This window comes from Mesorhizobium sp. M2A.F.Ca.ET.043.02.1.1 (assembly GCF_003952405.1).
Lineage (GTDB): Bacteria > Pseudomonadota > Alphaproteobacteria > Rhizobiales > Rhizobiaceae > Mesorhizobium.
Window position 1 is genome coordinate 5,799,308 of the sequence record NZ_CP034445.1, and the last position, 12,940, is coordinate 5,812,247.

Here is a 12,940-nt window from a genome sequence, read left to right on the forward strand (position 1 = left end):
TCGCCGCCGCTCAGAATTTCCGGCTGAGATAGGCCGACCCGCGAAGCCCGAACCGCCACTCGAATTCCACCGCCTTGGTCAGGCCGATCCTGCGGCCGCTGACGATGGCGGAGGGATCGGCCCGCGACGGGGCAAACTCGAAAGGCGGCGCGGTCAGCGGCAGCCGATTGTGCGAGCCGTCGATGCCGAGCGCCTGGCAGAGCTTGCCGGGCCCGGAGCAGAGCACCCGCTCGTCAGCTACGCCGCGCCGGCCGTGCATCTCGGCAATGCCCGATTGCGGCTGGAGCGCGCGGATCAGCACGGCGCTGCCCGGCAGGCACACCGCGTTCAGGCACCAGTGCAGGCCGTAGGAGCGATACACATAGGCCGTGCCGGGCGCGCCATACATCGGCGCGTTGCGCGGCGTGCGGCCACGATACGCGTGTGAGGCGGGATCGTCGCGCCGGTAGGCCTCGGTCTCGACGATGATGCCGCCGACACCGGACAGCGTAAGCGTAGCGCCGATCAGCGCGCGGGCGACCACAAGCGCGTCGCGGGCGAAGAAATCGGCGTCGACCGGATCGACCATCGTAGGCGTTCGATCAGCCAAGCAAATTGCGCGCCGCGCGCATGAAGATTCGCGAGCCGATCGGGATCAGGTCGTCGGGAAAATCATAGTCGGGATTGTGCAGCGATGGGTGCCTTTCGCCGGCGCCGAGGAAGAACATCGCTGATTTGGCGCTGTGGCCGAAAATGCCGAATCCTCCGACGCGCGCATCGGCAGCGCCACCTCGCTGCGCGCAACGCCTTCCTCGTCAAGCGCGCGGGCGAGATGATCCACCGCGTCCGGCGCGTTGATGCTGGCGACGAAGATCTCGTGATAGTCGAAGCGCACGGCAAGACCATGCGCGGCGGCGATTTTCCTGGCCAGCGCCTCCGCGGCGGCGACGAGTTCGGCCATGCGCTCGTCGCGCCTGGTGCGCAGCGTCGCCCACACTTCCGCATAGCCCGGCGCGATGCCGAACACGGCTTCGCCCATCGAACAATGGGTGACGGTCACCATGCCGAAATCGTCATCCGCGAAAGTGCCGCGCCCGAGCGCGGGCAGCGCCGGCATCAGCTCGCTCACAGCCGGCATCGGCGAGGTGCCGGTCTCGGGCATCGAGGAATGCGCCGTCTTGCCCTCGAGCACGATGCGCATGCCGCGCGAGGCGCAGTTGACGGTGCCGGCCTTCAGGCGCACCTCGCCGAACGGCACGCCGGGCAGATTGTGCAGCGAAAACGCGAAGTCCGGCGCGATCTCGGCAAAGCGCGGATCGGCGACGACGCCGGCCGCGCCGTTTCCGGTCTCCTCGGCCGGCTGGAACATCAGCACGACGCGGCCCCGCGCCGGCCGCTCGCGGCCGAACTGGCGGCCGAGCGCGGCCAGGATCGCGGTGTGCCCGTCATGCCCGCACATGTGCGACTTGCCCGGCACTTGCGAAGAATGCGCGACGGCCGAAAGTTCTTCGATCGGCAGCGCGTCGAGCTCGGAGCGGAACAGCACCGTCGGCCCGGCCTGGCCGCTGTCATAGACCGCCGCCACGCCATGGCCGCCGAGCCCCGTCAGCACCTTGTCCGGCCCGGTATCGGCGAGGAAGTCCACCACTTCCTTCGCCGTCTTCTCCTCCTCGTTGGAAATTTCCGGCTGCCGGTGCAGCTTGCGGCGCCATTCGGTCAGCTCGACGATGTCTCGATTGGTGAGGGTCATGGGTTGGAACTCCGCTTGGGCTTGCCGGTCACACAAACACGATAGGGTTTTTCTCGCGCCGTGCCATGGCGATCAATTCCGCTAGGCCATCGGCGCCCTGTTTTCTCCGAGCTTCTGGCGCCGTCAGTTCGTAATCAGGAAATGCTCCGTAAACCGCTGAAATCCTTAACACGATTTTCATCCCGGTCGCCTAACCACTTAGGTCATGACAAGGCATGATGAGCGGCTGGCTGCGGGTCCCTCTTCCGGGGAGCGCGGCGGAGCCGTGGACGCCGGCATCCTGCGCGATCAGCTCGCCGATCTGAGCAAGGGCGTCTTCATCTCGATGCCCATCGGCACGGTGCTGGCAGCCCTGATCCTGGCGGTGCAGCTGTTGTCGGGAGGCGGCCTTGCCGCAGTGGCGTGGTTTGCCGCCATCGCCCTGGTCAATGGCGCTCGCGTGGTGCTCGCGCTCGCCCAGTCGGGCGCGGCCGACGAGCGGCAGCAGGCGGTCGTCGTCCGGCTTTCCCTCTATGGCCTGCTGGCGCTGGCGTCGGGTGTCGCTTGGTCGTTCCTGGCGCTGCTCAGCGAAGGGTACACCACCGCCCAGGCGCCGCTCTATCTGATCATGCTCGCCGGCACCTCGGCCGGCTCGGTCACCTACTGTACCTCCCACGCGCCGGCCTCGATCAACTTCATCACGCTGCCGCTTCTCACCGCCGCGGCCTGCGTGCTGGCGCAAGGCGGCGTCGAGAACGACGTGCTGGGCTTCACCATCCTGCTGTTCCTCGGCGGCATGATCAGAGGCGCGCTTCTGGGGCAATCCCGCTTCCGCGAGACAAGCCGCTTCAAATACGAGGCGCGCGAGTTCGCAGCCGAGATGGAACGCAACTCCAGGCGCGATCCGCTGACGGCCCTGCTCAACCGCTACGGGCTGGAGCAGGCAATCGCCGGGCTCGGCCTTTCCGACGGCCCGTTCGTGGCCATGCTGATCGACCTCGACGGCTTCAAATCCGTCAACGACACCTATGGCCACACCATCGGCGACGGACTGCTGGTCAAGGTGGCGCGCCGGATCGAGGACCACGCCCCGCAAGTCGCCACGATCGCGCGCATCGGCGGCGACGAGTTCGTGCTGCTCTTCTCCGCCTGCAGGTCGCCGCAGGCGGCCGGCGAGCTTGCGTCAAGCATCATCGCGGCCATCGCCAATCCGGACCCGGAGCTGAATTCGGTGCGCGTCGGCGCGTCGATCGGCATCTATCAGGCGGACAAGCCGCAATTGACGGAGATGCTGCTCAAGGCCGATTTCGCGCTCTATGCGGCCAAGCGCGGCGGCAGGAACGAATACTGCCTGTTCGACGCGGATCTCGACGCCGCGCTGGAGCGCAGGAACCGCATCGAGCGCGATCTGCGTGGCGCGATCGAGTCGGGCGCGCTCTGCTGCTGGTTCCAGCCGCTGGTGCGGCTCGACACCAGCGCGGTCGTCGGCTTCGAGGCGCTGCTGCGGTGGCAGCACGAGGTCCGTGGCGCAATCTCGCCGCCCGAGATCGTCACCGCCGCGCGCGAGACCGGCCTGCTTTCGCTGCTGACCGAAACGGTGTTCCTCAATTGCTGCGCCATGATCGCAGAGCTGGTGCGGCAGGGCCGCCCGGATGTGCGGGTGGCGATGAACCTTTCGCCGCGCGAGCTCGAGGCCGGCAATGTCGATGACATGATCCTCGACGGCCTCAAGGCGCAGAACGTGCCGGCCGCGATGCTCGAGATCGAGATCACCGAGGAGGCGCCGGTCGACCGCGACCGGGTCGGCCAAAAGGTCGGGCGGCTGGCGGATGCCGGCATATCGATCGTTCTCGACGATTTCGGCACCGGCTTCTCGACCCTGGTGTCGCTGAAGGACAGCCGCATCCGCAAGATCAAGATCGACAAGGATTTCGTCCGTGACCTGGCGAAATCCGTGGAGGACCAGGCCGTGGTCGAGGCGGTGATCGGCCTTGGCCGCAGGCTGGGCATCGAGGTGATGGCCGAGGGCGTCGAGACCGACGCCGACCGCATGATCCTGCGCTCGCTGGGCTGCATGATCGCGCAGGGCTATCTGTTTTCGCCCGCACTGCCGATGCGCGACGCGCTTGCCTTCGACGCGGCTGCCGCTGAGGTTATTTTCGAGCCGTTGCGCAATCCCCGCAGCGGCAACGCCGCCTGACAGACCGTCAGGGGCATTCTTCGTAGTTCGGCTGGCAAGGATCGGCGACAGGGCAGGGGTTAGCCGACGTGGAGGGGCGGTGGGAAGCGCGCCGATGTCGTGCGTAATCGCATAGGGCGCTCCCCTCTCCGTCTCGGCGCTGCGCGCCGAGCCACCTCTCCCCCATTTCATGGGCGCGAGGAAGCGCCAATCGCGAACGGGCGCGGCCTCGGCCTGGGTTCCTCGCCGCCCCCGCCAAAGGCGGGGAGAGGTGGCCCGGCGAAGCCGGGACGGAGAGGGGGAGCGCCCTCTGCGGTTGCTCTGGGTGGCGCTCTCGTGAAACCTTTTGATTTTTGGGCCGTTGTCGCGCGATGCCCCCGGCCAAGCGCAAACCGAAACCGGACGACAGTGCCATTGAGCGCGGTGAAAGCAAGCCGCGCCCGGCGTCGCGCGCCCCGCGCCACGAAAAGCCGCGCCAGCCGAAACCGCGCGGCGCTGTGAAGCCGCGCGCGGATAAGGCAGCGGAAGACGAACCAGAAGACCGGCTGAAAGGCAACAAATCGCTGCGAGACAAGCCACCGGCCGGCGGGAGCCCGCCGGAGGAAAAGCCACCCGCCGATGCCGCGCCCGAGGCCATCGGCCATGCCGGGTCGCCGCCGCCCGAGGCCGCCGAGCCGGGTCCTCAGCTTTCGCCCGAAGAGGCCGAGCGGGCGCGCAAGAAGTATCTTCTGCGGCGCTTCTGGATCAGCGGCCGCGGCTACTGGGGTTTGCATGGCGACAGGCTCGCCTGGCCGCTGACGATCGGGCTGCTCGTGCTGATCTGCGTCAATGTCGGTTTTCAGTACGGCATCAACCGCTGGAACCGCGCGATCTTCGACGCCATCGAGCAGCGCGACGCCCACACCGTCTATTGGCTGAGCGCTATCTTCCTGCCGCTGGTCGCCGGCAGCATCAGCCTGGTGGTCGCCCAGGTCTATCTGCGCATGACCATGCAGCGCCGCTGGCGCTCCTGGCTGACCACGGCGGTCATCCAGCGCTGGCTGGCCAGCGGCCGCTATTACCAGCTCAACCTCGTCAAGGGCGACCACGCCAATCCCGAGGCCCGCCTGACCGAGGATCTCAGGATCGCGACGGAATCGCCCGTCGATTTCGTCGCCGGCGTGCTCAACGCCTTCCTGTCGGCGTCGACCTTCATCGTGGTGCTGTGGACCATCGGCGGCGCGCTGAGCTTTTCGCTGGGCGGCTCGGTCATCACCGTGCCCGGCTTCCTGGTCGTCACCGCCGTCATCTATGCCGCCATCACCTCGACCTCGATGTTCTTCATCGGCCGCCATTTCGTCGAGCTTTCCGAGCAGAAGAACCAGACGGAAGCAGAGTTCCGCTACGTGCTGACGCGCGTGCGCGAAAACGGCGAGAGCATCGCGCTGCTGGGCGGCGAGGAGGAGGAGAACGCCGGCATCGACCGCAGCTTCGCCGCCGTGCTCGGCCGCTGGGCGCGCCTCACCGGCCAGCACATGCGCACCACGCTCGTCTCGCAGGGCTCCAGCCTGTTCGCGCCGGTCGTGCCGGTGCTTCTATGCGCGCCGAAATTCCTCGACGGCTCGATGAGCCTTGGACAGGTCATGCAGGCGGCCTCCGCCTTCGCCATGGTGCAAGGCGCGTTCGGCTGGCTGGTCGACAATTATCCGCGCCTGGCCGATTGGAACGCCTCGGCCCGCCGCATCGCCTCGCTGATGATGTCGCTCGACGGCCTGGAGCGGGCCGAAGCGAACGACAGGCTGGGCCGCATCCAGCGCGGCGAGACCGAGGACGGCGCCATGCTCAGCCTCAGGAATCTTTCCGTGACGCTCGACGACGGCACCTCGGTGGTGAAGGAAACCGAGGTGGAGATCGAGCCCGGCGAGCGCGTGCTGGTCTCGGGCGAATCCGGCACCGGCAAGTCGACGCTGGTGCGCGCCATCGCCGGCCTCTGGCCCTGGGGCAGCGGCAGCGTCGATTTCCATCCGGGCAAGCGGCTCTTCATGCTGCCGCAGCGCCCCTACATCCCGTCCGGCACGCTGCGCCGCGCCACCGCCTATCCGGCCGCCGCCGACAATTGGAAGACGAAGGAGATCGCCGCTGCCCTCGACAAGGTCGGTCTCGGCTATCTGAAGGACCGGCTGGAGGAAGAGGCGCCGTGGGACCAGACGCTGTCCGGCGGCGAGAAGCAGCGCCTGGCCTTCGCGCGCCTCCTGCTGCATGGGCCGGACATCGTCGTGCTCGACGAGGCGACCTCGGCGCTGGACGAGAAGAGCCAGGACACGATGATGCAAACGGTGATGAAGGAACTGCCCACCGTCACCATCATCAGCGTCGCCCACCGCGCCGAGCTGGAAGCTTTTCATACGCGCAAGATCACGCTGGAGCGGCGCGAGGGCGGCGCGCGGCTGGTCAGCGATGTCGATCTGGTATCGAGGAAGAAGAAGCGCGGCCTGATCCGGCGGGCGCTGTGGGGAAGCGGCGCGAATGGCGGCGAGGGGTAGGGAAGCGCTCCGAGCGCAATCGCGGAGGTCGCTCCCCCTCTCCGTCCGCTTCGCGGACACCTCGCCCCCGCCTTTGGCGGGGGCGAGGAAACGCCAATCGGCAAGGGCGCTGCCCGCTGAAAGCTTGGGTTCCTCGCCCCCGCCAAAGGCGGGGGAGAGGTGGCTCGGCGCGCCGAGACGGAGAGGGGGCAGCGCCAGCGTCCGCGATTGCCAGCCAAACTCGCCGACACTGAACGGAGCGCTTCACCCGTTTCCAGGAAACGGAGAACCGCCTACAGTCCCACCGCTCAGGATCGAACCATCGGGGAGGGGAGCATCGCGATGAACGACGCCACGCCAGATAATCCGAGACAGCTTTCGGAGATCGCCAGCTATCACGCCCATATCTATTTCGGCGATGCGGCCGAGCGCCGGCACGCCGAATGGCTGCGCGAGCGCATCGGCGAGCGTTTTCGCGTGCGGCTGGGCAACTGGCACGACAAGAAGGTCGGCCCGCATGACCAGGCCATGTACCAGGTCTCCTTCGCCACCGGCCTTTTCGCCACGCTGGTTCCGTGGCTGATGCTGAACCATGGCGGCTTGAGCATCCTGATTCACCCCAACACCGCCAATGCCAGGCGCGACCACCTCGTCGACCCGCTCTGGATCGGCCGACCCCTGGCGGTGCATGGCGAGGTCCTGCCCGACGAGGATCACGAAGCGGAAGCGGCGCTGGAGGTCAACACCGAGCCGACGCTCGCCGTGTAGCAGCCCGCCGGCTTAGCCTCAAAACCAGCGATATCGGGCACGCCGCCCGGATCTCCCGCGTCGCGCCCGCCCCTCGGGAAGGCTGTCAGTCGGTTGTCAGCTTGGATCAGCTATGCCTCGCCAATGACGCGCGCAAGCCGTCACGGCCTGTCGGCTGAATCCTCAGCCGCGCCGCAACCTTTCAACCGGATGGAGATCCCATGTATCGCTCTCTTCTTATCGTCGCCCTCGCGGGCGTGATCGCCGGACCGGCGCTGGCCGCCGGCACCTGCAGCACCGCCGCGAAATCGAAGTTCCAGCCCAAGGCGACACTCGAGGCGCAGCTGAAGGGCGAGGGCCTCACCATGCGCCAGATCAAGACCGAGAAGGGCTGCTACGAGGTCTATGCGATCGGCAAGGACGGCAAGAAGGTCAACACCGCCTACAATGCCGAGACGCTGGAGAAGCTCGACAATGCCGAAGCCGGCGAAAACTGATCGAGCCTTGCCGGCACGAGCCGACGCGCCCCGCGACGTGGTGCGCGTCTGGGACCGTGTCGTGCGCGGCTTCCACTGGGCGCTGGTGCTGAGCTTCGCCATCGCCTGGTTCACCCCGCAAAGCGCCGAGACCATCCACCACTGGGCCGGCTACGCCGCCGCCTCGCTTGTCGCCATGCGGCTGGTGTGGGGCATCGTCGGCACGCCCTATGCGCGCTTCTCGCAATTCGTGCGCGATCCCGCGACGGTGCTGCGCTATCTCGTTGCCATACTCAAGGGCAGCGAGGCGCGCTATATCGGCCACAACCCGGCTGGCGGCGCGATGGTGATCGTGCTGATGGCCATGATGGTGTCGGTGGCGGTGACCGGGTGGATGCAGACGACGGACACGTATTTCGGCGTGTCCTGGGTGGAGGACGCGCACAGCCTGGCCGCGCACGGCCTGCTCGCGCTGGTGCTCGTCCATATCGGCGGCGTGGCGCTGGCAAGCCTTCGCCATAATGAAAACCTTGTTCGCGCGATGATCACCGGCCGCAAGCGCAAAGCCGCGCCGGCCGACATCGCCTGAACGCGCCCCGCAGCGGGGCAACCGCGGGCGCCTCCCTGGACGCCCGCGGAACCACATGAACGTTGCGCGCCGTGGCGTTCCCGGCCTCGGCATGCGCGCGCCTGAAAAGACGGAGCAAGCCCGATGCGGCGCTATTCACAGATCACCATCGCCATCCACTGGCTTACGGCCCTGCTGGTCGTCATCGCCTGGTTCACCGCAGAGGGCGGGCGCCATGCGCGCGCCGACCCGCCCTACCTGCATTTCACCTTCGGCCTTGCCGTGCTTTTGCTGGTCGTGCCGCGCCTGCTGGCGCGCTGGCTGGGCGCGGCGCCCCGCGTCGAGGACCCGCAGAGCCGCTGGATGGACCTTGCCGCGCGCGCCGGACACACGGTGCTCTATCTGTTCCTCATCGCGCTGCCGCTGAGCGGCTGGTACGCCGCCTCGCGCCTCGGCATCCAGGTCTTCTTCCTGGGGCTGGACCTGCCGGCGCTCGCCGCGCCCGTGCAAGGCGCGCCGGGCCTGATCGCCGAGCTGCACGAAACCGGCGGCACGCTGATCCTGTGGCTGGCCGGCGCCCATGCGCTGATCGCGATATGGCACCAGTTCGTCATGAAGGACGGAACGCTGGAGCGCATGAATCCGCTTGTGTCGAACAAGCTCGCCGACAGCCGCGAATAGCAGCGCCCGGGCTGGACAGAAGGCTGCGCCGGCTCGTCGGCTGCGCAAGCGGCGCCGGCGGTCAACACCGGGGCGGCGCGTGACTAGCAGGCCGCTCCAGGTGGCCGGCGCCTGTTGCCTGATGGGAGCACCCGCCCCGACGCCGGCCCGGCGAACCTGCGTCCGCCGCATATTCAAGATAGCTAAAAAACACCCGCCGCGGGATGGCGTGATCGCATAAGCCTTGGCGGATGGAAGTCGAGCCGCGTCACATAAGGCAGCGCTACCCCGCTCCGTCCGTCGCGCGGACACCCCGGTATCCGCCCCGCCGCGAAAATCGGTGCGTGAAACCCCTTTCATGCGCTATGATGCGCCCCGTTGTAGTGGGGCGCAGGCGTGCCGGTCGAGACGGCACTGGATTGTCCCCATCAATGCCTTTCCACCCTCGGAGGGACGTCGTGAACCTCTTGATTGTCTATGGAACGACTGAAGGGCAGACCAGGAAAGTCGCCGAACGGATGGCGACCGACATTCGCGGGCGCGGGCATCAGGTCGAGCTGCTGGACAGCGCGAAGTTCACGCCCGATTTGAAGCTCGGGCATTTCGACGCCTTCGTTATTGCCGCGTCGGTCCACCAGGAGCACCATCAGGAAGCCGTCACGACCTTCGTGTTCGCGCATCGAGACCTGTTGAGCGGCAAGCCCTCGGCGCTGATATCGGTCAGCCTGTCGGCGGCGCTGGAAGGCCACGAGGCCGCTGCCCGGAAATATGTCGACCGCTTCGTCTCGGTGACGGGGTGGCAGCCGCGCATGACGCTTCTGCTGGGCGGCGCCTTGCGCTTCACCAAATACGATTACTTCCAGGAGCAGTTCGTCAAATTCGTCGTCATGAAGGGCGAGGATCCAGGCCCCGGGCAGGATCACGAATTCACCGACTGGAACGCGCTCGCCGGCTTCACCGACCGGTTCCTCGCAACGATCGGCTAGAGCATGTCTCCCGAAAGTGGGAACCGGTTTCGGGATAAAGACATGCGTATAATCAAAAACCTAAAGCGCATGGAGCGAATCTGAAAGATCGCGACGCGCTTTAGAGCAATTTCAGGAAAAGTGTGAAGCGGTTTTCCGTCTGAAATTGCGCCAAAACAAAGAGATAGGGCATTTCGCCGTTTCCGTGAAACGGTGAAATGCCCTGAAGCATGTCTCCCGAAAGTGGGAACCGGTTTCGGGATAAAGACATGCGTAAAATAAAAAACCTAAAAGCGCATGGAGCGAATCTGAAAGATCGCGACGCGCTTTAGACTGCGGCTGAGCCGGCCTGTCCCGCACCGGCGCCCGGCTGCTGCAAGCGGCGCGGTCAGCGCCGCTTCGAAAGACGGTCGAAATTGCGCCGCACCTGCCTGGCCGCGGGCAACAGGGCAGCCGCCGCCGCTTCCATCGCCACGGTGCCATCGCAAAGCGACGGGCTTTTGCCGGAAAGGACGTCAGGCCAGAAGCGCAACGCCGCCTCGATCATCTTTGCCTGCGCCGCGAACAGCCCTTGCGTTCCCGCAAGCGCCTTCTCCTGCACCGCCTGCAAGGCCTCTCGCCCATTGGGCGCGTGGCTCATGGCATCCAGCACCAGCAGCGGCACCCGCATGCCGACCACCGCCGGCGCCAGCAAGAGATCGCTGCCGGAGTGCTTCCTGCGTTTTCTGCGGACGGGCATGGGCACCTGCCTTCTTGTGCTGGGGACGATGGCGAAACTACGCGCCAGAGGCATGTTGGTTCCACGCGAGGGAGTCCAACCGGGGGCCGGGAAGGGGACAACCGGACAGCTGCATATATTCGGTATAACTAAAATACACCGCGCGACACGGTGGTCTGTGCAGTTCACATTGAGGCCGCGCAACGGCCGGCACAATTCAGGCTGGAAAAGAATCTGAACACAGCCCGCCGTTACTGGTGATGTTCTGGGAACACAACGCGATAAAGACCGGCGGCGAGCGCTTCTACTGCTTGCCAAACCGACGGCCGGCACATAAGCCTGCACATCTGCGATCATTGATCCTCGGGGGAGGGGCTTGTGGCGAAACCAAAACAGCGTGCGGCCAAGTGCGTGGCGTTGCGCCTCGGCGCCGCGATCCTCGCCATGCCGGTCGCCGACGCGCTTGCCGACAATGTCGTTGCGAACGACCAGGTCGTTCAAGGAAGCCTCTGCGTCGGGCTCGACTGCGTCGACAACGAGTCCTTCGGGTTCAACACGATCGTCATGAAGGAAAACAACACACGCATCTACTTCAACGACACGAGCACGAACGCCGGATTTGCCGCCAATGACTGGGCGCTGATTGCGAACGATTCCGTCTCCGGCGGGGCCAATTACTTCGGCATCCAGGATGCGACGAGCAACAAGATGGTGTTCCGCGTCGATGCGGGCGCTCCCGAGAATTCGGTCTATGTCAACAGCTTTGGCAATTTGGGCCTCGGCACGTCCAACCCGACTCTGGGCCTGCAGATAACCCGAAGCGACACGCCGGCGATCCGCCTGGAGCAGACAAACGCCGGCGGCTTCACGGCGCAGACCTGGGACGTAGGCGGCAACGAGACGAATTTCTTCATACGCGACTTGACGAACGGCAGCCAGATGCCGTTCCGCATCCGGCCGGGCGCGCCGACAAGCAGCCTCGACATCGCAGCGAACGGCAATGTCGGTCTCGGCACCGCTTCCCCCACCAGCAAGCTGCATGTCTATGGAGCCGCCAACCAGGATACGTTCGAGACGATCGGCGTATCCTCGGCGGCCAACGCGGATGCGCTGACCTTCGGCTATGGCGGCGCCAGCTTCGGCGTCGGCACCTCGCTGATCAATGCGCATTCGGCTACCGGCTCGAGCGGCCGGCTTCTGCTTGCCACCGACGGCGTGACCCGCATGACCATCGACGCAAACGGCCATGTGGGCATCGGCACGACCGCGCCGGCCGCGGGGCTCGACGTCGTGGGCACCGTTCGCTTCGCATCGCTTGCGGGCTGCACCTCCGGCATCGGCACCAATGCCGCGGGCGACCTGACCTGCATCAGCGGCGGCGGCGGAAATCCGCCCTATTACGACACGACCGCCTCAGGCGCGCAGCCGAACGCCAGCGGCACCAACTCCACCGCGGCGGGCTCCGGCAGCAACGCCAGCGGCACCAATGCGCTGGCCGGCGGCACCAACAACCAGTCGCAGGGCGACAACACCACCGTCATCGGATCGAACAACAGTGTCACCGGCGACGACAGCGGCGCCTTCGGCACCGGCAACACCGTCAGGGGCAATGGCAGCTACGCGATCGGCGATCCCAATGTCGTCAATGGCGACAAGTCCTTCGTCTATGGCGACGACAATGCCGTCAACGCCCCGAACGTCGCCGGCAACGGCAACGGCATTCAGGTCTTCGGCTCGAACAACATTGTCGCCAGCACCGCCAATTCGTCGGGATCGGTGGTGATCGGATCGGGCAGCACGGTCAACGCCACCAATGCGCTGGCGTTCGGCAATGGCACGACGGTGACCGGCGCCAACGCGATCGCCATGGGGTCTGGCGCATCCTCGGCCGGCCTGAACGCTGTGGCGATCGGCACCGGCGCCAGCGCCGCCTATGCGGGCTCGGCCGCCTACGGCTCGGGCGCGGTCGCGACAAGGCAGAACGAGCAGGTGTTCGGAACGGCAAGCAATACCTATTCGATGCCCGGCCTGACGTCGGCGGCGAGCTCATCGGCCCAAGCCGGCGCGATCGAGATCGTCACCACCGATGCCAACGGCCATCTCGCCTCCGTGACCCCGGGCGCGCTCGGCTTTTCCGATCCCGCGCAATTCAACAGCCTCAATTCCCGCATCGACAGCGTCGGCAGCCGCGCCTATTCCGGCGTCGCCATGGCGATGGCGCTGGCCGGCGCGCCGACCGTGCTGCCGGACGAAAAATTCGTCACCACCTTGAACTGGGGCACGTTCGAGGGCGCCAATGCCTTTGCGCTCAGCGCGGGCGCCCGGCTTGGCTCGCAACTCCAGCTCAATGGCGGCATCGCCTTCGATCCCAACCAGAATATGGCCGGCGGACGGCTGGGCCTGAGGATGAGCTGGTAG

The 12,940-nt window shown here is 66.4% G+C and carries 12 protein-coding genes; 8 read left to right on the plus strand and 4 right to left on the minus strand.

What is annotated here, in order from left to right:
* Positions 1–10: 10 nt before the first annotated feature.
* The 3 genes from EJ068_RS27695 to EJ068_RS32820 form a co-directional block, all read right to left on the minus strand.
* The gene (locus EJ068_RS27695; protein WP_127386398.1) at positions 11–568 is read right to left on the minus strand and encodes a DNA-3-methyladenine glycosylase; all 558 of its coding nucleotides are present in this window, start codon (positions 566–568) and stop codon (positions 11–13) included.
* Between the two features lie 66 nt (positions 569–634).
* Positions 635–1,729, minus strand: a complete 1,095-nt coding sequence (locus EJ068_RS27700) for an amidohydrolase (protein WP_245463244.1) — start codon at positions 1,727–1,729, stop codon at positions 635–637.
* Positions 1,730–1,757: 28 nt separating this feature from the next.
* Positions 1,758–1,910 carry a hypothetical protein gene (locus tag EJ068_RS32820; protein WP_189342050.1) on the minus strand — a complete coding sequence of 51 codons (153 nt, stop codon included), beginning with the start codon at positions 1,908–1,910 and terminating at the stop codon, positions 1,758–1,760.
* 84 nt (positions 1,911–1,994) lie between these two features.
* Here EJ068_RS32820 and EJ068_RS27705 point away from each other — a divergent pair, with 84 nt between their 5' ends.
* The 7 genes from EJ068_RS27705 to EJ068_RS27735 all read left to right on the plus strand — a co-directional run bounded on the left by EJ068_RS27705 (position 1,995) and on the right by EJ068_RS27735 (position 9,825).
* Positions 1,995–3,908, plus strand: a complete 1,914-nt coding sequence (locus EJ068_RS27705; protein ID WP_245463245.1) for an EAL domain-containing protein — start codon at positions 1,995–1,997, stop codon at positions 3,906–3,908.
* A gap of 350 nt (positions 3,909–4,258) precedes the next feature.
* Positions 4,259–6,409, plus strand: coding sequence for an ABC transporter ATP-binding protein/permease (locus EJ068_RS27710; protein WP_245463246.1), 2,151 nt, complete (start codon positions 4,259–4,261; stop codon positions 6,407–6,409).
* Between the two features lie 321 nt (positions 6,410–6,730).
* On the plus strand, positions 6,731–7,156 hold the full coding sequence (locus EJ068_RS27715; RefSeq protein WP_127249913.1) for a DOPA 4,5-dioxygenase family protein: 426 nt from the start codon (positions 6,731–6,733) through the stop codon (positions 7,154–7,156).
* A 200-nt stretch (positions 7,157–7,356) separates the two neighbouring features.
* On the plus strand, positions 7,357–7,632 hold the full coding sequence (locus tag EJ068_RS27720; protein WP_127249914.1) for a PepSY domain-containing protein: 276 nt from the start codon (positions 7,357–7,359) through the stop codon (positions 7,630–7,632).
* Positions 7,610–8,200: a cytochrome b/b6 domain-containing protein gene (locus EJ068_RS27725; RefSeq protein WP_189342058.1), complete on the plus strand. Its 591-nt coding sequence runs from the start codon at positions 7,610–7,612 to the stop codon at positions 8,198–8,200. Before EJ068_RS27720 ends, EJ068_RS27725 begins: the two co-directional genes overlap by 23 nt.
* A gap of 123 nt (positions 8,201–8,323) precedes the next feature.
* Positions 8,324–8,860 (plus strand): cytochrome b, encoded by a 537-nt coding sequence (locus EJ068_RS27730; RefSeq protein ID WP_127249915.1) that lies wholly within the window; start codon positions 8,324–8,326, stop codon positions 8,858–8,860.
* Between the two features lie 437 nt (positions 8,861–9,297).
* Positions 9,298–9,825 (plus strand): flavodoxin domain-containing protein, encoded by a 528-nt coding sequence (locus tag EJ068_RS27735; protein ID WP_127249916.1) that lies wholly within the window; start codon positions 9,298–9,300, stop codon positions 9,823–9,825.
* Between the two features lie 367 nt (positions 9,826–10,192).
* Here EJ068_RS27735 and EJ068_RS32825 read toward each other — a convergent pair whose 3' ends face one another.
* Positions 10,193–10,543 (minus strand): hypothetical protein, encoded by a 351-nt coding sequence (locus tag EJ068_RS32825; protein WP_189342059.1) that lies wholly within the window; start codon positions 10,541–10,543, stop codon positions 10,193–10,195.
* Between the two features lie 357 nt (positions 10,544–10,900).
* Here EJ068_RS32825 and EJ068_RS27745 point away from each other — a divergent pair, with 357 nt between their 5' ends.
* Positions 10,901–12,940, plus strand: a complete 2,040-nt coding sequence (locus EJ068_RS27745) for a YadA-like family protein (RefSeq protein WP_127249918.1) — start codon at positions 10,901–10,903, stop codon at positions 12,938–12,940.